Source organism: Streptomyces sp. SP18BB07, from assembly GCF_036322545.1.
Taxonomy (GTDB): Bacteria; Actinomycetota; Actinomycetes; order Streptomycetales; family Streptomycetaceae; genus Streptomyces; species Streptomyces deccanensis.
The window spans coordinates 263,427-281,794 of record NZ_JAQYWT010000360.1 but is presented as its reverse complement, the minus strand read 5'-3'; the positions used below and the strand labels follow the sequence as shown (position 1 = coordinate 281,794).

The window sequence follows — 18,368 nt, the reverse complement described above, 5'->3', positions numbered from 1 at the left end:
ACGTACTCAGGCCGCCGCCACGGTCCCCCGCTCCCCCGCCTCCCGGTGGATCGGCATGCCCGAACCGGTCAGCGGCACACCCGTGCCGCCACGCCGGGCCGCGACGATCTCCGCCGCGATGGACAGGGCCGTCTCCTCGGGCGTACGGGCGCCGAGGTCGAGCCCGATCGGGGACCGCAGCCGGGCCAACTCCCGCTCGGTGAGGCCGACTTCACGCAGCCTCCGGTCCCGCTCTGTGTGGGTGCGGCGGGAGCCCATCGCGCCCACGAACGCGACCGGCATCCGCAGGGCCTCCTTGAGCAGCGGGACGTCGAACTTGGCGTCGTGGGTGAGCACGCACAGGACGGTGCGGCTGTCGGTGTCGGTGCGCCGCAGATAGCGGTGCGGCCAGTCCACGACGATCTCGTCCGCCTCGGGGAAGCGGGCCCGGGTGACGAAGACCGGCCGGGCGTCGCACACCGTGACGTGGTAGCCGAGGAACTTGCCCGCCCGCACCAGTGCCGCCGCGAAGTCGATCGCCCCGAACACGATCATGCGGGGTGGTGGCACCCGCGTCTCCACGAGGAGGGTGAGCCCGTCGGGGCAGTGCGACCCGTCCGGGGAGAGCTCGATCGTGCCGGTCCGTCCGGCGTCCAGCATGGCCCGCGCCTCGGCGGCGGCGGTCCGGTCCAGGTCCCGATGGCCGGCGAGACCGCCGTCGTACGCGGCGGCACCCGCACGCGCCCCGCCGCCCGCCCGGCCGTGCTCCTCGGCGTCAGTCCTGTCGTGCGGCTCGCCGGACACCCCGGCGGTCCGTACGAGCAGGGCCTGGCCGAGGAGTTCGGCCGGGCCCCGGACGACGCGGGCGACGGCCGTCGGCTCGCCCGCGGCGGCGGCCGAGAGCGCGGCGCGCAGGACCGCTCGGGCGGGTGACCGGGCGGTGACGGGGGTGACCAGGATGTCGATCACCCCGCCGCAGGTCAGACCGACGGCGAAGGCGTCCTCGTCGCTGTAGCCGAAGCGCTGAAGGACGGTCTCGCCGTCCGCCAGGGCCTGTCGGCACAGCTCGTACACCGCGCCCTCGACACACCCGCCGGAGACGGAGCCGATCACCGTGCCCTCGCCGTCGACGGCGAGGGCCGCGCCGGGACCGCGCGGTGCGCTGCCGCCGACCGCGACGACGGTGGCGACGGCGAAGTCGCGGCCCTCCTCGGCCCAGGCGCTCAGCTCGGTGGCCAGGTCAAGCATCCCGGGCCGCCGTCAGGACGCGGTCGGGCCGGATCGGCAGATGACGGTGGCGGACGCCGGTGGCGTGCCAGACCGCGTTGGCGACGGCGGCCGCCGCGCCCACGATGCCGATCTCGCCGATGCCCTTGATGCCGACGGGGTCCTCGGGGTCGGCGTCGTCCACCCAGTCGGCCTCGACGGCGGGCACGTCGGCGTGCGCGGCCACGTGGTAGCCGGCGAGGTCGGCGCCGTAGTGGCCGCCGGACGCCCGGTCGCGTACCGCCTCCTCGTGCAGGGCCATGGAGATGCCCCAGGTCATACCGCCGATGAACTGGCTGCGGGCGGTGAGCGGGTTGACGATGGTGCCGGCCGCGAAGATGCCGAGCATGCGGCGTACGCGTACCTCGCCGGTGGCGGGGTCGACGGCGACCTCGGCGAACTGGGCGCCGTAGGCGTGGCGTTCCTTCTGGGCGAGGGCGCCGATGGCGGCGGTGGTGTCCGAGCGGACCGTGAGGCCCTCGGGCGGGACGGCTCCACCGAGGGCGAGCCGTCCGCGCAGTTCCTCCGCCGCGAGGGTGACCGCCCAGGACCAGGAGCGGGTGCCCATCGAGCCACCGGCGATCATGGCCGGGCCGAGGTCGCTGTCCCCGAGGCGTACGTGGACGCGGTCCGTGGCGACGTCCAGCGCGTCGGCGGCGACCAGGGTGAGCGCGGTGCGCGCGCCCGTGCCGATGTCCGCCGCGTTGACCCGCACGGTGAAGGTGCCGTCGGCCTCGGCCGTCACCGCCGCCGTGGACGGTCCCGCCCCCGCACCGAAGGAGGCCGCCGCCGTGCCGGTGCCGAGCAGCCAGCGGCCGTCGCGGCGCACACCGGGACGCGGGTCGCGGTCGGCCCATCCGAACCGGCGTGCGCCCTCGCGGAAGCAGGCGTGCAGGTTGCGGTTGGCGAAGGGCAGTCCGGAGACCGGGCCGCGCTCGGGTTCGTTGCGGGCGCGCAGTTCGATCGGGTCGATGCCCAGTTTCTCGGCGAGTTCGTCGAGCGCCGACTCCAGTGCGAACGAGCCCGGGGCCTCGCCGGGCGCCCGCATGAACGTCGGGGTGGGCACGTCGAGCCGGACGACCCGGTTGGCCGTGTGGTGGGCGACGGCGTCGTACATCACGCGGGCCGGTCCGGCGCCCGACTCGACGAACTGGTGGACGGTCGAGGTGAGGCTCTGGGAGCGGTGTTCGAGCGCGCGCAGCCGTCCGTCGGCGTCGGCGCCGAGCCGGACGCGCTGGGTGGTGGGGCTGCGGTATCCGGCGAGGGAGAACATCTGACGCCGGGTCATCACCACCCGGACCGGCCGCTGCAGGACGGTCGCGGCCATGACGGCGGCGACCTGGTGCGCGCGGACGCCCTTGCTGCCGAAGCCGCCGCCGACGTGCTCGGAGCGCACGTGCACCGAGGCGGGGTCGAGGGAGAACAGGCTGGCGAGTTCGCCCGCGACCCACATGGTGCCCTGGTTGGAGTCGACGACGTCGAGTCGGCCCCCGTCCCAGCGGACCGTCACGGCGTGCGGCTCCATCGGGTTGTGGTGTTCCTCGGGGGTGCTGTACTCGGCGTCCACGACGGCGGCGGACGCGGCGAGTTCGGCCTCCAGGTCGCCCTTCCCGGTCACCGCCGGGCCGAAGCCGCCCGCGTCGTAGGCGGCCGGGTGCTCGGCCGCGAACGCGACGTCGTGCGGCTCCTGGTCGTAGTGCACGACCAGGGCCTCGGCGGCCTCCCTGGCCTGCTCGGAGGTCTCGGCGACGACGAGCGCGACCGGCCAGCCCAGGTGGGGGACCCTGTCGTGCTGGAAGACGGCCGTGGTCGGGTCGGGGGTCATCCCCATGAGGCCCGTGTAGTCGGTCTCGACGCGCGGAGCGTTCTCGTGGGTCAGGACGGCGAGCACGCCCGGCCGCGCGAGCGCGTCGGCGGACTCGATCGCGCGGATCCGGCCACGCGCCACGGTCGACAGCGCCAGCCAGCCGTGGACGAGCCCGGTGAACGGGACCTCCCCGGCGTAGCGGGCCGCTCCGGTGACCTTGTCGCGGCCCTCGATCCGGGTGTGCGCGGTGCCGACGGCGCGCTGGCGTGCGGTGGGGGCGGTGGTCATCGGGTGGCCTCCTCGGAAGACTTGGAGGTGGGTACGGACGTGGCAGGGGGTTCGGAGGCGAGTTCGGACAGGACGGCCACGACGAGGTTGCGCATCAGCGTCACCTTGTACGTGTTGTGCGGCAGCGGTTTCGCGGCGGCGAGTTCGGCGTCGGCGGCGGCCGCGAAGGTCGCGGCGTCGGCCGGCGCGCCGGTCAGCACACGCTCCGCGGCGTGGGCCCGCCACGGTCGGGAGGCGACCGCGCCGAAGGCCAGCCGCACGTCCCGTACGACGCCGCCCCGGACGTCGAGCGCGGCGGCGACGGAGCCGATCGCGAAGGCGTACGAGGCGCGTTCGCGCACCTTGCGGTAGCGGGAGTGCGCGGCGACGGGGGTGGGCGGCAGGGTGACGCCGGTGATCAGGGCGCCCGGCGGCAGGGCGTTCTCCAGGTGCGGGGTGTCGCCCACGGGGAGGTAGAAGTCGGCGAGCGGCGACCGGCCCGGCCCGTGGGGCGTCTCGTACGTCACGACGGCGTCGAAGGCGGCCAGGGCCACGCCCATGTCGGAGGGGTGGGTGGCGACGCAGTGCGAGGAGGCGCCCAGGATCGCGTGGTTGTGGTGCTCGCCCTCGATCGCGGGGCAGCCGCTGCCGGGGTCCCGTTTGTTGCACGGCCGGGTGACGTCGGCGAAGTAGCCGCAGCGGGTGCGCTGCAGGAGGTTGCCGCCGACGGTGGCCATGTTGCGCAGCTGCCCGGAGGCACCGGCCAGCACCGCCTGGGCCAACGCCGGGTAGCGGCGGCGGACTTCCGCGTGCGCGGCGAGGTCGCTGTTGGTGACGGTCGCGCCGATCCGCAGTCCGCCGTCCTCGGTCGCCTCGATCCCGTCGAGCGGGAGTTCGCGGACGTCGACGAGGCGGGCGGGCCGTTCGACGCCGGTCTTCATCAGGTCGACGAGGTTGGTGCCGCCGCCGAGGAAGCGCGCCTCGGGGTCGGCGCCGAGCAGGGCGAGGGCGCCGGAGACGTCGTGGGCCCGCTGGTAGTCGAACTCCCTCACGCAACGGCCTCCTTGGCCTTGGCAGTGCTGTCGGCGGCGGCGCGGGCGACGGCCTCGACGATCGACACGTAGGCACCGCAACGGCACAGGTTGCCGCTCATCCGCTCCCGGATCTCCTCCGGTGTCAGCGGTGGCGCTCCCGCCTCCGGGCGTACGTCGTCGGTGGCGGCGCTGGGCCAGCCCGCCGCGTGCTCCTCGATGACCGCGATGGCCGAGCAGATCTGGCCCGGTGTGCAGTAGCCGCACTGGAAGCCGTCCAGATCGAGGAACGCCTGCTGCACGGGGTGCAGTTCGTCCCCGTCGGCGACGCCCTCGATGGTGGTGATCTCACGGCCCTCGGCCGCCACCGCCAGCTGGAGACAGGAGAGGCCCCGGCGTCCGTCGACGAGGACGGTGCAGGCACCGCACTGCCCCTGGTCACAGCCCTTCTTGGTGCCGGTCATGTCGAGGCGCTCGCGCAGGGCGTCGAGGAGCGTGGTGCGGTGGTCGACGGAGAGCGTGTGCTTCTCGCCGTTGATGTTCAGGGTGATGGCGCTGTACGTCGAGGAGGTGGCTGGGGGCATGATCAGCCTTCTTTCGCGTATCCGGGACATGTCGAAGGGACTCGCTCCGGCGGGCGGTCGCATCAGGAGAACGGACAGTGGGGGTGCCGACGCGGGTCGCGCCGACGCTACGATGAAGCAACCGGACAGCTGTCCGCTCCGGAAAACGTAACGGACAGCTGTCCGCTTAACAAGTACGGGTTTCGGACACGGATCCGCCAGGAGGTCGCGTGCGACAGAAGAAGGACGCCTCCCTGCGCTCGGACGCCCAGCGGAACCGCGAGCGCATCCTGGCGGTCGCGCTGGTCGAGCTGACGCGCGCCGCGGACACACCGCTGAGCAGGATCGCCAGGGAGGCGTGCGTCGGACAGGGCACGTTCTACCGCCACTTCCCCACCAGGGAGGCCCTCGTCCTGGAGGTCTACCGGCACGAGATGCGGCAGGTCGCCGACGCCGCCGCCGAGCTGCTCGCCCTCCGGGAGCCGGACCGGGCGCTGCGCGAGTGGATGGACCGTCTCGCCCGGTTCGCCATGACCAAGGCGGGCCTCGCGGAGGCGATCCGCCAGGCCACCTGCGGCCCTGGCGCCCCCGAGAAACCGGGGCACACGCCGGTCTCCGAAGCCGCCGAACTCCTGTTGCGCGCGGGCGTGGAGGCCGGCACCGTCCGCCCCGACATCACCGTGGACGACTTCTTCCTCGCGATCGCCGGCCTCTGGCAGCTCGACCCCGAGGACTGGCAGCCGCGCGCCACCCGCCTCCTCGACCTCGTCATGGACGGCCTGCGCACCGGGACGACGGCGAGCTGAGCGCGGCGGCGAGTTCGGTGACCCTCGGTTTCACGGCGACCCGTGACTCCACCGACCCGGCACCGACCACGCTCACGCTCAACGGGGCAGCCTGCACGGCGAGTTGACGCGCAGGGGCAGCGCGTGCCGCGCCGGCGTGCCGCGCCTCAGCCGGGTGGCGCTCCGGGGCCCGCCCCGCCCTTGAGCCGCTCCAGGTCGGAGGGCCGGACCTGGATGGCGAGGACGGCGATCAGGGCCGCGATCACGGTGAAGATGGCGGCCATGACGAAGGCGGCCGAGACACCCGCGGTGAGCACCTCGTCGGACCAGGGCGGCGGCAACTGCCCGGTCCGCTCGAACTCCAGTCGCTCGGCCGGGGTCGCCTGGGAGAGGAAGTCCGGGACCTGCTTCTCGGCCTCGTTGGTGCTGGCCGTGCCGTACATCGTCACGAGGATGGAGAGGCCGAGGGACCCGCCGACCTGCTGGGTGGCGTTGAGGAGCCCGGAGGCCGCGCCGGTCTCCGCGGGGGTGACGTTGGAGAGCGCCATCAGGGTCAGCGCCACGAACTCCATGCCCATGCCCAGGCTGAAGACGAGCATCGGGCCGAGCACACTGCCGGCGTAGGTGGAGTGGACGTCGGTCAGGGTCAGCCAGCCCAGGCCCGCCGCCGCGAGGATCGCGCCCACCACCATGAACGGCTTGGGCCCGTACACCGGCAGGAACCGCGAGGTCAGTCCGGCACCGACCGCGATGACGGCGCTGACCGGCAGGAACGCGAAGCCCGTGGCCAGCGGGCTGAAGTCGAGGACGTTCTGGGTGAAGAGCGTCAGGAAGAAGAACATGCCGAAGATCGCGGCGGCCAGGCACAGCATGATCCCGTAGGTGCCGGCGCGATTGCGGTCGGCGAACATGTGCAGCGGGGTGATCGGCTGCCGGGACCGCCGCTCCACCAGCACGAACACCACGAGCAGCACGACGGCGCCGGCGAACGACGCCAGCGTCAGCCCGTCCCGCCAGCCCTCCTGCGCGGCCCGGATGAAGCCGTACACCAGGAGCACCATGCCCAGGGTGGAGGTCAGGGCGCCGGTGATGTCGAAGTGGCCGGGGTGGCGTTCGGACTCCTTGATCCAGCGGGGCGTCGCCAGCGCGATCAGCAATCCGATCGGCACGTTGACGAACAGCACCCACCGCCAGTTCAGCCACTCCACGAGGATGCCGCCCGCGAGCAGCCCGATCGCGCCGCCGCCCGCCGAGACGGCCGCGAACACCCCGAACGCCCGGTTGCGTTCGGGGCCTTCACGGAACGTCGTACTGATCAGCGCCAGCGAGGTCGGGGACGCGATCGCGCCGCCGACGCCCTGGAGGGCGCGGGCGGCGAGGAGTTGGGCCTCGTTCTGGGCGAGACCGCCGAGCAGCGACGCGAGCACGAACAGCAGCACACCGAAGACGAACACCCGCCGCCGGCCGAGGATGTCGCCGGCTCGTCCGCCCAGCAGCAACAGGCCGCCGAACGTGAGCGTGTAGGCGTTGACCACCCATGCCAGGCTCGTCGTGGAGAAGTCCAGCGACCGCTGGATGTCCGGGAGCGCGATGTTCACGATGGTGATGTCCAGCACCACCATCAACTGGCACGAGGCGATGACGAACAGCGCCATCGCGCTTCCACCACCACCTGTTTCCAAGGTGGTGGTCGGCGCTGGGGAGGTGGGCCGCGAGTCGCTCATGACGTGTCGCAAAGGCAAGGTGAGGTGTCACCGAGGCAGGGTGCGGCGGACGGTCGCGTCCACCGCCGCGTTCACTGTTCGACCGTACGCCGCCACCCGGTCCCGCACCACTTGACGGAGAGGGCGCGGACGGTGGCCCGTCCGGGGGGGTCGGGGCGCGCGGGTGCGTGGGGGTGTGCGCGCGGGTCCCAGGTCGAAAAACGGGTGTGCGTGGGAGCCCGGTGGCGTTACGATCCCCGCGATGACTACTCATTCCCTCAGCAGAATGGGGGTCCCGTCCGCGCAAGGTGAGTGCTGATGCTCACCGATGTCGCGAACGGGGATCCCCGGCTTTCCTTCTGGTTGCGCGTGCGCGAGTTCGCCGTGCCACCCTCCATGATCGAGACGGCGACCGCCCGCCGTGCCGTCGGCGACTGGGCCGGTGCGTGTGCCGCCGCAGCCGTCGACCTCGACTTCGACCTGCGTTCCCTGGCCGGCCGACACGGCTCGGCGCTGGCGTCCCGAGTCCGGGCGGACCTACGGCACTTGGCGCCCGATCTGCTGCGCTGGCACATGCCGCGGGTCGCCCCCGACGGGCTGCTGCGACCGGGCCTGACCCTCACCCTGGCCACGTACGGGGCGGCGGAGGGTGCCGGGCCGGGCCCCGTACATCTGGTGGCCCGCACTCCCCCGGCCTGGGCGGACGCCGGTCAGCGGATCGGGCTCGCCCTGTGGGAGGGCTCCCGGTCCGGGCCCGACGCCCGTGGCCATCCTCATCCACGGCCCAGCCGTCGCCACCGGTTCGATCTGCACCGCCATCTCTGGGACGCGCGCAGAGCCCCTGAACTGCGGGCCCGTGCGGGAGCGGACCGACCGGCCGCCGGCACACCACCGACGCACCCGCACCCGCACCCGACGCTGCCTCCGTCGGCGGCTTCGTCGGCGGCTTCGGACGAGTGGTGGGCGTGGGCGGCGGAACACGGCTGTGCCGTGGACCGGTGGGCGGAGGAGGCGGCGATCGTGCTGCGCGCCGAAGGGCGGTCCACCGGTTCCGTCCTCGTACGGTGCGGCGCCCGACGGCGGCTCCTGCTGGACGTGGGCCCGGACGCCGTGACGGGCGGGGGCCCGGCCGATGACGCCACGCCGGACGCGGACGACGGCACCCGGCCGGCCGCGCCGCGGATCACGGCCGTGCACGGCGACGACGGTGCCCTCGGCGCGCTGCCGGTGCTGCCCGACGCCGCGACCTGGGTCCTGCCCGACCTGGAGCTGATCCGTGCCGGTGCCATCGACGCCGGGCGGCTGCATCCGCTGGTCGCGTCGGCGCTCGTACCGGATCACGTGCCGTCGGCCGCGGCCGCGGCCGAGGCCCCGGACCGGGCAGGGCAGCCGCGGATCGTGGAGTGCCGGGGGGAGCGCCACCGGATCGGCCTGGTCGACGGGGTGCTGGTGGCCCTCGACCACGACCCGGCCGAACTCCGGCGCGAGGAACTGCTGGTCGCGCTGACCGGCACCCCGCTCCCCTGTCTGCGGGTCATCGACGAGGCACATCGTCGCCCGGACTGTCTGTCCGGTGTGCGCGAGCGCCTGGACCACGGGGACGTCGACGGTGCGCTGGCGATCGTCGAAGGGCTTCTGGGCCCCGAGGCGATCCTGCGCGACGGCCCACTGCGGGACGAGTTGGAGTCCGCCGCGCGCCGACGGATCGCCTACGGCCTGTACCGGGCCGGTCTCGCCGAACCCCTGCCCGGCCGGGTCCGCTCCAACGTCGGCCGCCGCCCGTCCCGTCAGCGCCGCCCCCGCATGGCGACGTTCTTCTGACCGCACGCCCACGTCTGACCGCACACCCACTTCTGACCCCACACCCGGCGCGCCACCGACCGCGCGCGTTCGACTTCAGCCTTCTACACCCCAAGGTGATCACACATGCCCACACGCACTCCTTTCGCCATGCCCGCCGACGCCGACCCGCTCTCCCAACTGGACGTCGCCGCAGACCTGTTGACCATGCTGCGGACCACGACCACCGAACCGCGCCCCGACATCCAGCTGGAGGCGCTCACCCTGGCCGTCGCCGCGGATCTGCCCGTACTGCTGTGGGGTGAGCCGGGGATCGGCAAGACCGCGGCGCTGACCCAGCTCGCAGCCTCCCTGGATCTACCGCTGACGACCGTGATCGCCAGCGTGCACGAGCCGTCCGACTTCTCGGGCCTGCCGATCGTGGGGGACGACCCGGCCGAGCAGGGTGTCCCGATGGCTCCGCCGGACTGGGCGGTGCGGCTGGTACGGGCCGGCCGGGGGCTGCTGTTCCTGGACGAGCTGTCGACGGCGCCGCCCGCCGTCCAGGCGGCCCTGCTGCGGCTGGTGCTGGAGCGCAGGATCGGCGCGCTCCAACTGCCGCCCGACGTACGGATCGTGGCCGCCGCCAACCCCAGGTCCTCGGCGGCCGACGGCTGGGAGCTGAGCCCGCCGCTGGCCAACCGTTTCGTGCACCTCCAGTGGACGCACGACCACGAGGTCGTCGTACGGGGGCTCGGGGGGACGTGGCCCCGGGCCACTCTGCCGCTGCTGGCACCGGAGCGGCTGGCGGAGGCGGTGGACTTCGCCCGGCGCGCGGTGTGCACGCTGCTGGCCGCCCGGCCCAAGCTCGTGCATCAGCTGCCCAACAGCGAGAGCCGACGCGGTGGGCCCTGGCCGTCGCCGCGGAGCTGGGAGATGACGCTGCGTCTGATCGCCTTCGCGACCGCCGCCGGTGTCTCGCGCGACGTGCTGTCCCTGCTGGTCAGGGGCACCGTGGGCGACGGCCCTGGACTGGAGCTGCTGGCCGCCCTGGACCGGCTGGACCTGCCCGATCCCGAGGTGCTGCTCGCCGACCCCACGGCGGCGGAGCTGCCCCAGCGGGGGGATCTGCGCCAGGCGGTGCTCGACGGGGTGGTGGCGGCGGTCCGGTCACGGCCGGACAAGGCCCGCTGGGACGCGGCCTGGGCGCTGCTGGTCCTGGCGCTGGAGACGGGGGCACCGGATCTGGTGGTCGTCCCCGCCACCACCCTGGCCTCGCTGCGCCGCGACGACTGGGACGTCCCGACGGAGATCGAGAACCTCGCGGGAGTCGTTCTCCTCTCCCGGCGGGCGGACGAGGCGGCGGCCCGCGCGAAGACGGCGACGAAGGTACGCCGATGAGCACGGACACCGACACCGGCCGGGGAACGCCGTCCACGAACCGCGAGGGCACCCTCGACCTCGACAAGCTCTTCACCGCCCGGCTCCAGGCGGCGCGGGCCCGGCCCTATCTGGCGACGGCACTGTTCGCGCTGCACACCGTCGAGTCCCGGCAGGTGCCCACCATGGGCGTGGACCGGTACTGGCGGTGCTACGTCTCGCCGGACTTCGTGGACCGTACTCCGGTGGAGGAGCTGGCCTCGGTGTGGGTGCACGAGGTGTCGCATCTGCTGCGGGACCATCACGGGCGCAGCGACCGGGTCGCGAAGGAACGGGACCTGACCGGCCCCGGGGACCGGCTGCGGATGAACATCGCCGCCGACTGCGAGATCAACGACGACGCGTTCGGCGACGGACTGGTCACGCCCTCGGGGGCCGTGCTGCCGTCGTTCCTGAAGCTGCCCACGGGACAGCTGATGGAGGAGTACCTGTGGGAGTTCCGGCTCGGGCCCCGCACCAGGGAGTTGGCGTGGCTGGACTGTGGCAGCGGCGCCGACGGTCTGGAGCGGGAGTGGGAGCTGGGCCCGGACGGGGCGCACGGCCTGAGCGAGCAGGAGCGGGACGCGGTCCGGTTCCGGGTGGCCCAGGGCATCAAGGGCCGTCCGGGGTCCGCGCCCGAGGGCTGGAAGCGCTGGGCGGAGGAGGCGTTCCATCCGCCGCAGCCGTGGCGGGCGTTGCTGGGTGCGGCGGTCCGGTCGGCGGCCTCCGCGCCGGGCGCCGGTGAGGACTACAGCTACGGCCGGCCGTCGCGGCGCTCCGCCGGTGTGCCGGGCACGGTGCTGCCGAGCCTGCGGCGCCGCCCGCCCCAGGTCTCCGTGATCATCGACACCTCGGGGTCGGTCAGTGACGCGGAACTGGGCAGCGCCCTGCTGGAGGTCGCCGCGATCTCCCGGGCCGTGGGAGGGCGCCGTGACCTGGTCACCGTCGTGCCGTGCGACGCGGCGGCCCGGATCGCCCACCCGCTCTGCCGGGCGGAGGGCATCCCGCTGCTGGGCGGCGGCGGAACGGACCTGCGCGCGGGGTTCGCCAGGGCGCTCCGCAGCCACCCCAGGCCCGATGTCGTCGTGGTCCTGACCGACGGCCAGACCCCCTGGCCCAGCTCCCGGCCGCCGTGCCGAACGGTGGTCGGCCTGTTCCCCCGGCACCACGTACACACCACGTGGGACGAGGACGACCCCGACTACATACCGGACTCTCCGCCCGACTGGGCGCGCGTGGTCCACATCGGTTAGGCCGGAGACGCATCGTCGCCGCCGCCTCGTCATCCGCTCGCGACCTTCTTCACGATCCCCCCATGACAATGAAAACGATTATCGATAAGGTGCACATGTCAAGCCGGGCACCTCCTTGTCGAGGTGTCGTCGGGCTGCCCTGACGCCTGAACGCACCGCACGAAAAGGGGAGCTGTGGCTCATCTGTTGGTGGTCGAGAGCTGGGTCGGATCGATGAGCAGGCTGCTCCCACGGGCCATCCGGGAGGGCGGTCACGAGTTCACGTTCCTCACCCGCGACCTGCACCACTACCTGCGCTCGGCCCCCGAGGGCACGTCCCATCCGCTGCTGGGCGCGCGGAACGTGGTCACGGCCGACACCAACGACCTCGACACCCTGCTGCCGGAGACCGAGCGCCTGCACTCGGTGTTCGGCTTCGACGGGGTGATCTCGTCCTGCGACTACTACCTGCCGACCGTGGCCCGGATCGCCGGGCACCTCGGACTGCCCGGGCCCGGTCCGGGGGCTGTCGCGGACGCCTGCCGCAAGGACGCCACCCGCCGGGTGCTCGCCGACGCCGGCGTGCCCGGCCCCCGCTTCGCCCTGCACGAGGAGTGGGCCGACCTCGCCCGCGCGGCACGGGAGATCGGCTACCCACTGGTCGTCAAACCCGTCGACCTGTGCGCGGGCATGTATGTGCGGAGGGTGGACGACGAGGTCGAACTCGCCGCCGCAGTACGGTCGTTGGCCGACTTTCCGCTGAACGCGCGCGGGCAGCGCCGGGTGCCCGCCGTGCTCCTCGAAGAGCTGCTGACCGGACCCGAGGTGAGCGTCGAGACCGTGTCCCACGCGGGAGCGGTGCACGTCGTGGGTGTGACCGACAAGAGCATCGGCGGGGCGCCCGCGTTCATCGAGACCGGGCACATGTTCCCCGCCGCGCTGACGGGCGCCGACACCGAGGCGGCCGAACAGACCGCGCTGAGCGCGCTCAAGGCGCTCGGGCTGACCGACGGCGTCGTCGCCCACACCGAGATCAAGCTGACCCCGGCCGGTCCGCGTGTGGTCGAGGTGAACCCCCGGCCCGCCGGGAACCGCATCACCGAACTGGTCCGCCATGTCACCGGCATCGACCTCGCCGCGGCCGCCGTGGAGGTCGCCCTCGGCCGCGAACCCGACCTGCGGCGCCGGGAGACCGGCCTGCGCAGCGCGGCCGTCGGCTTCCTCGTGCCGGAGACCTCGGGCACCCTCGCATCCCTGGACGGCGGTGAACTCGCCGACGCCGAGAACGTGCTGGAGGTCCAGCTCGCCGAGCCCGGCCGACAGGTCAAGTCGGCGGGCAGCAACAACGAGTACCTCGGCCACGTCATGGTGGGCGACCCCGGCGGGCTGGGCGCGCGCGAGCGGGTCGAGGCGCTGTTGGGCGAGTTGAGCGCCGGGCTGGTGATCCGGTGAGCGCCGTCGCGCCGGTGGCCGGGACGGTCACGTACGAAGAACTGCTGGAGCGGGCCCGGGCCGGCCTGCTCGGGCCGGATCCCGGAACGCTGCGCATCGCGGTGGCGTTCGTGACCCGGCAGGCCGTGCGCCACGACGGGCGGGGCACCGGCTACCGCAACGAGGTGCTCAGTCTGCGTCTCGCCGGTGCCGTGGGGTCCTGCGCGGTCGAGCCCGGTGCCCTGCCGGACGCGGCGATCGACGACTGTGTCGGGGCAGATGTCGCCCGGCTCCTGGAGCATCCGCTGCCGCCGGTGCGGGTGGCCGCGCTGGACGCCTATCTGATGCACGTCCGCCCGCACACCCCCGACAACGGGGCACGGCCGTTCCCCCTCCCGGCCGGTACGTCGCTGGAGAAGTCACGGGCGCGGGCACGGGCCGTCGTCGAGCTGCTCGACCTGCCGTCGGGCGCGACCGTGCTCGTGGTCGGAGTCGTCAACTCCCTTCTGGAGGCGCTGCGTTCACGAGGACTGCGCTATGTGCCGTGCGATCTCAAGGGCGGGGTCACCGAGTGGGGCGAGGAGGTCGTCACCGACGCGCTCGACGCGGCCGAGCGCTGTGACGCGCTGCTGGTCTCCGGGATGACGCTGAGCAACGGTTCCTTCGAGCCGCTGCGGCGACACGCCCTGTCGCACGACAAGCAGTTGGTGATGTTCGCGCAGACGGGCAGCGCGGTGCTGCCCCGGTTCCTCGGGCACGGGGTGAGCGCGGTGTGCGCGGAGCCGTATCCCTTCTTCTGGCTGGACGCGGGCGCGGGCACGCTGCACCGCTACCGCGCGCAGAGCCCGGGATCGGCAGGCGGCCGGTGACCTCCTCGACCGTCCTGCGCACCGTCGCTCGGCCGGAGCTGCTGTCCCTCGTCGGACGGACACCGCTGGCGCGCATCACCGCCGATCTGCCCGGCCCGCAGCCGGGGTTCTGGGCCAAGCTGGAGGGGCTCGCGGCCGGCGGGATGAAGGCACGGGCCGCCGTGTCCATGTTGCTGGGCGCCCGGGAGCGCGGTGAACTGCGGCCCGGCGCGCCGGTGGTGGAGTCGACGTCCGGCACGCTGGGCATCGGGCTCGCCTTCGCCGGGCAGGCCCTCGGCCATCCGGTCGTGCTGGTCGGCGACAGCGAACTGGAGCCGTCCATGCGGCAGTTGCTGCGCTCGCACGGCGTACGGCTGGAGCTGGTGGACCGCCCGGCGGCACGGGGCGGCTGGCAGGCGGCGCGCCTCGCCCGGCTGCGGGAGCTGCTCGCCGTCCTGCCCGGGGCGTACTGGCCCGACCAGTACAACAACCCCGACAACACCGCCGGATACGCCTCGCTCGCCGCCGAACTCGCCGTTCAGCTCGATCACTTGGACATCCTGGTGTGCAGCGTCGGCACCGGCGGCCACAGCGCGGGCATCATCGGCCCCCTGCGCCGGCACTGGCCGGCGCTGCGCCTCATCGGCGTCGACTCCACCGGCTCGACGATCTTCGGCCAGCCGGCCCGGCCGAGGCTGATGCGCGGCCTCGGCAGCAGCATCCATCCGCGCAACGTCGCCTACGACGCCTTCGACGAGGTGCACTGGGTCGGCCCGGCGGAGGCCGTCGACAGCTGTCGCCGTCTCGCCCGCGGCAGCTTCGTCAGCGGCGGCTGGAGCACCGGCGCGGTCGCGCTCGTCGCCGCCTGGGCGGCCCGCGTCCACCCGGGCGCCGTCGTCGCCACCGTCTTCCCGGACGGCCCGCACCGCTACCTCGGCAGTGTCTTCGACGACGACTTCGCCGCCGCCCACGGCCTCGACCCGGCCTCCGCCGCCGCGCGACCGGTGGAGATCCCCCATCCCCGCGCGGCCGAGGCCGTCGGCTGGGTGCGCTGCGGCAGGGTCGCCGACCCGCTCGACGTCCCCCCTTCGGAAGAGAGACTGTGAAGGCAAGCCGGCGCACCGTGCGCCTCGAACTCGCCGAACCGTTGCGTATCTCCCGCTCCACCATGTCCGCACGTGACGCGGTCTGGCTCACCGTGCGGGACGACGACGGGGTCCAGGGCCACGGTGAGGCCGTCACCAGCGTCTACTACGGCCTCGACACCGACACGCTGGGCCGGTTCCTCACGGAGGCCGCCTCCGACCTGCGGCGGTTCCCCGATCCGGAGAGAGCCCTGGAGGCCCTGCGCGGCGGCGGACCAGTCGGTTCTCCCGACGCTCCCCCGGCCGTGACCGCCGCCGTCGACGCCGCGCTCCTCGATCTCGTCGGCAAGCGGGCCGGAGCCCCGGTGCACCGCCTGCTGGGCGCGCCCGGCGCGCCGGCGGCCGCCACCGCCCGGACCATCGGCATCACCTCGCCCGCGCGGGCCGCGGCCGAGGTGGGCCGCCTCGCCGCGAGCGGCTTCGCGGTCGTCAAGGTCAAGGCCGGGGCACCCGACCCCGAGAGCGACATCGCCCGCGTACGGGCCGTCCGCGCCGCCGCACCCCGGCTCCGGCTCCTCCTCGACCCCAACGGCGCCTGGACGCCCGCCCAGGCGGACGCCCTGCTGCCGCGCTTCGCGGAGCTGGGCGTGGAGGCGGTCGAACAGCCCGTAGCCCCGGGCGCCCCGGAGACGCTCGCCGCCCTGGCCGAGCGCTCCCCGCTGCCGATCATCGCCGACGAGGACGCCGTGGGGCTGGAGGACGTCCGGCGGCTGGCCGGACGGGTGCACGGGGTCAACGTCAAGCTCGCCAAGTGCGGCGGTGTCCACGCGGCATTGCGGATCGCCGAGCTGATCGAGGGCAGCGGGACCGAGCTGATGCTCGGCTGCCTCACCGCCAGCAGCCTCGGACTCGCCCCGGCCGTCCACCTCGTGGACCGCGCCCGCTGGGTGGACCTCGACGGGCATCTCCTGCTCGCCGACGACCCGTGGACCGGCATCGGCGGCACCGACGGCGTCGTACGCACAACAGACGCACCCGGCCTCGGAGTTCGGCTCCGCGCGGCCCACGAGACGGAGGAGGACCACCGTGCAGACGTGGCATGAGATACGCCGCTTCCCGTTCGCGGTCCGCCTGCTGCTGATCAATCAACTCGGCGTCAACATCGGGTTCTACCTGCTGATCCCCTACCTCGCCACGCACCTCACCGAGAACCTGGGCATGTCGGCGGCCGTCGTCGGCATCGTCCTGGGTGTCCGCAACCTCAGTCAGCAGGGCCTGTTCATCATCGGCGGCTCCGCCTCGGACCGGCTCGGCGCGCGGGGCGTCATCATCGCCGGATGCGCCCTGCGGACCGTCGGGTTCGGGCTGTTCGCGCTCGGCGACGGGCTGGCGGTGCTGCTCGCCGCGTCGGTGCTCAGCGGGCTCGCCGGGGCGCTGTTCAACCCGGCGGTGCGGGCGTATCTGGCGCAGGAGGCCGGGGAGCGCAAGGCGGAGGCGTTCGCGCTGTTCAACGTGTTCGCGACGACGGGCGCCCTGATCGGGCCGCTGCTGGGCAGCGCCCTGCTGCTGGTGGACTTCCGTACGTCCGCTCTCACGGCCGCCGGGATCTTCGCCGTGCTGACCGTCGCCCAGGCCCTCGTCCTGCCGGCGCGGCAGGTCGAGCCGAGCGGCGGCGGTGTCCTCGGGGACTGGCGGGAGGTGCTCGGCAACCGGGCCTTCCTGGCCTTCGCGCTCGCCATGGTCGGCATGTTCACCCTGGAGAACCAGCTGTACCTGCTGCTGCCGGCCGGTGCCCGGGAGGCCACCGGCTGGGACGGGGCCGCGGGTCTCGTCTTCCTCGTCGGGACACTCGCGAACCTCGCGCTTCAACTGCGCATCACCAAGACGCTCAAGTCGCGCGGCGACAGGGCGCGTTGGATCGGTGTGGGGCTCGCCGTGACCGGTCTGGCGTTCCTGCCACCGGCGGTCGGGGCCGGGCTCGGCGTCTCCGGATGGACCGCCGCCGTACCCGTCCTCCTCGGCGCGCTGCTCCTCTACCTGGGCCTCATGGTGGCCTCGCCGTTCGTGATGGAGCTGATCCCCCGCTTCGGCCGCCCGGAGCTGACCGGCACGTACTTCGGGATCTTCTACGTCGTCTCCGGTGTCGCGGCCGCCGTCGGCAACACCGTCGTCGGGTGGGCCATGGACGCCGGGGAGGGCGGCGGCCACGCGTGGCTGCCGTGGGTGTGCTGCGCCGCGTTCGGCCTCATGTCGGCGGCCGGTGTCGGCTGGCTGCACCGGCTGGGGGCGCTGCCCGCGAACCCCGAGGCCGCCGAAGCCGCCGAAGCCGCCGAGAAGAGCAACGCATGACGCACGCCAACCTCCTCACCGACAACCCGGAGCTGTACGAGGCCCGCTTCCCCGACCCCGAGCGGCTGGCCGGGCGCTGGGCCGAGGACTGCCTGCGGCGCCACGGGGCCGGACCGCGGGTCCTGGACCTGGGCTGCGGCACCGGACGCGACGCCGCCCACCTGCACACCGTCGGCCGTACGGTGACCGGCGCCGACCTCTCCGAAACGATGCTCGCCCACGCCCGCGTCCGGCATCCCGGTCCGGCGTACGTGCGGGCCGATCTGCACGGCTTCGACCTGGGCCGGGCGGCCTTCGACGCGGTCGTCTGCCTGGACAGCTCCCCGCTGTACTGCCACACCAACGCCCAGCTCGACGGCTTCCTCTCCTCCTGCCGCCGGGCGCTGGCACCCGATGGGCTGCTGGTAGCCGAGATGCGCAACGGCGCCTATTTCCTGGGCCGTACCGACCTGCTCGACACCCCGACCGTCCACGGATTCACCTGGCAGGGCACCGCCTACCGGTCCACCACCACCCTCACCGTCGACCGCACCGCCCAACTGCTGCGCCGTACCCGCGTCTGGACCTCGGACGACGGCGCGGCCCGCGTCGAACAGCGGTCCGCCTGGCGGCTGTTGTTCCCGCAGGAGCTGCGCCACCTCCTGACCGCGCACGGCTTCGAGGTGCTCGAACTGCACGACGGGCCGGGCCCTCGCACCGAACCGCCGTGGCGGGAGGGCCGGTTGCCGGGCGATACGGCGGACGCGGACCGCCTGCACGTCGTCGCACGCGTCGCCTCCCCCACCCACTGATCCCCTCCTCGCCCTTCCTCCCTCTCGACACCC

15 protein-coding genes are annotated in these 18,368 nt (G+C 73.6%); 10 read left to right on the top strand and 5 right to left on the bottom strand.

The window, feature by feature from the left end; all coding sequences use genetic code 11:
* Positions 1 to 6: 6 nt before the first annotated feature.
* Genes PUR53_RS39570 through PUR53_RS39555 form a run of 4 tightly spaced genes read right to left on the bottom strand, consistent with a single transcriptional unit; the run spans position 7 to position 4,934 of the window.
* The gene (locus tag PUR53_RS39570) at positions 7 to 1,227 is read right to left on the bottom strand and encodes an XdhC family protein (protein WP_329902174.1); all 1,221 of its coding nucleotides are present in this window, start codon (positions 1,225 to 1,227) and stop codon (positions 7 to 9) included.
* Entirely contained in the window at positions 1,220 to 3,340 is a 2,121-nt protein-coding gene (locus tag PUR53_RS39565) for a xanthine dehydrogenase family protein molybdopterin-binding subunit (protein WP_329911592.1), read from the bottom strand. The genes PUR53_RS39570 and PUR53_RS39565 overlap by 8 nt, the downstream gene beginning before the upstream one ends.
* Positions 3,337 to 4,371: an FAD binding domain-containing protein gene (locus tag PUR53_RS39560; RefSeq protein WP_329911590.1), complete on the bottom strand. Its 1,035-nt coding sequence runs from the start codon at positions 4,369 to 4,371 to the stop codon at positions 3,337 to 3,339. The genes PUR53_RS39565 and PUR53_RS39560 overlap by 4 nt, the downstream gene beginning before the upstream one ends.
* Complete coding sequence (locus tag PUR53_RS39555) at positions 4,368 to 4,934, bottom strand: (2Fe-2S)-binding protein (protein ID WP_329911589.1); 567 nt, start codon at positions 4,932 to 4,934, stop codon at positions 4,368 to 4,370. The genes PUR53_RS39560 and PUR53_RS39555 overlap by 4 nt, the downstream gene beginning before the upstream one ends.
* A gap of 209 nt (positions 4,935 to 5,143) precedes the next feature.
* Between PUR53_RS39555 and PUR53_RS39550 the strand changes: the two genes are divergently transcribed.
* Positions 5,144 to 5,719 (top strand): TetR/AcrR family transcriptional regulator, encoded by a 576-nt coding sequence (locus tag PUR53_RS39550; protein WP_329902178.1) that lies wholly within the window; start codon positions 5,144 to 5,146, stop codon positions 5,717 to 5,719.
* A gap of 146 nt (positions 5,720 to 5,865) precedes the next feature.
* Here the strand turns inward: PUR53_RS39550 and PUR53_RS39545 are convergent, their stop codons facing one another.
* A complete protein-coding gene (locus tag PUR53_RS39545; RefSeq protein ID WP_329911587.1) occupies positions 5,866 to 7,353 on the bottom strand; it encodes an MFS transporter in 1,488 nt (495 codons plus the stop codon).
* Positions 7,354 to 7,719: 366 nt separating this feature from the next.
* Between PUR53_RS39545 and PUR53_RS39540 the strand changes: the two genes are divergently transcribed.
* The 9 genes from PUR53_RS39540 (at position 7,720) to PUR53_RS39500 (ending at position 18,335) form a co-directional block, all read left to right on the top strand.
* A complete protein-coding gene (locus PUR53_RS39540) occupies positions 7,720 to 9,222 on the top strand; it encodes a hypothetical protein (protein WP_329911585.1) in 1,503 nt (500 codons plus the stop codon).
* Between the two features lie 105 nt (positions 9,223 to 9,327).
* Positions 9,328 to 10,581 (top strand): AAA family ATPase, encoded by a 1,254-nt coding sequence (locus PUR53_RS39535; protein ID WP_329902181.1) that lies wholly within the window; start codon positions 9,328 to 9,330, stop codon positions 10,579 to 10,581.
* Positions 10,578 to 11,852, top strand: coding sequence for a vWA domain-containing protein (locus PUR53_RS39530; RefSeq protein WP_329911583.1), 1,275 nt, complete (start codon positions 10,578 to 10,580; stop codon positions 11,850 to 11,852). The genes PUR53_RS39535 and PUR53_RS39530 overlap by 4 nt, the downstream gene beginning before the upstream one ends.
* A 174-nt stretch (positions 11,853 to 12,026) precedes the next feature.
* On the top strand, positions 12,027 to 13,283 hold the full coding sequence (locus PUR53_RS39525; protein ID WP_329911581.1) for an ATP-grasp domain-containing protein: 1,257 nt from the start codon (positions 12,027 to 12,029) through the stop codon (positions 13,281 to 13,283).
* A complete protein-coding gene (locus PUR53_RS39520; RefSeq protein ID WP_329911579.1) occupies positions 13,280 to 14,131 on the top strand; it encodes a Rossmann-like domain-containing protein in 852 nt (283 codons plus the stop codon). The genes PUR53_RS39525 and PUR53_RS39520 overlap by 4 nt, the downstream gene beginning before the upstream one ends.
* Positions 14,128 to 15,216, top strand: a complete 1,089-nt coding sequence (locus PUR53_RS39515; RefSeq protein ID WP_239751335.1) for a PLP-dependent cysteine synthase family protein — start codon at positions 14,128 to 14,130, stop codon at positions 15,214 to 15,216. The genes PUR53_RS39520 and PUR53_RS39515 overlap by 4 nt, the downstream gene beginning before the upstream one ends.
* Positions 15,213 to 16,298 carry a mandelate racemase/muconate lactonizing enzyme family protein gene (locus PUR53_RS39510; RefSeq protein WP_329911577.1) on the top strand — a complete coding sequence of 362 codons (1,086 nt, stop codon included), beginning with the start codon at positions 15,213 to 15,215 and terminating at the stop codon, positions 16,296 to 16,298. Before PUR53_RS39515 ends, PUR53_RS39510 begins: the two co-directional genes overlap by 4 nt.
* On the top strand, positions 16,282 to 17,544 hold the full coding sequence (locus PUR53_RS39505; RefSeq protein ID WP_329911575.1) for an MFS transporter: 1,263 nt from the start codon (positions 16,282 to 16,284) through the stop codon (positions 17,542 to 17,544). The genes PUR53_RS39510 and PUR53_RS39505 overlap by 17 nt, the downstream gene beginning before the upstream one ends.
* On the top strand, positions 17,541 to 18,335 hold the full coding sequence (locus PUR53_RS39500) for a class I SAM-dependent DNA methyltransferase (protein ID WP_329911573.1): 795 nt from the start codon (positions 17,541 to 17,543) through the stop codon (positions 18,333 to 18,335). Before PUR53_RS39505 ends, PUR53_RS39500 begins: the two co-directional genes overlap by 4 nt.
* The last annotated feature ends 33 nt before the right edge of the window (positions 18,336 to 18,368 follow it).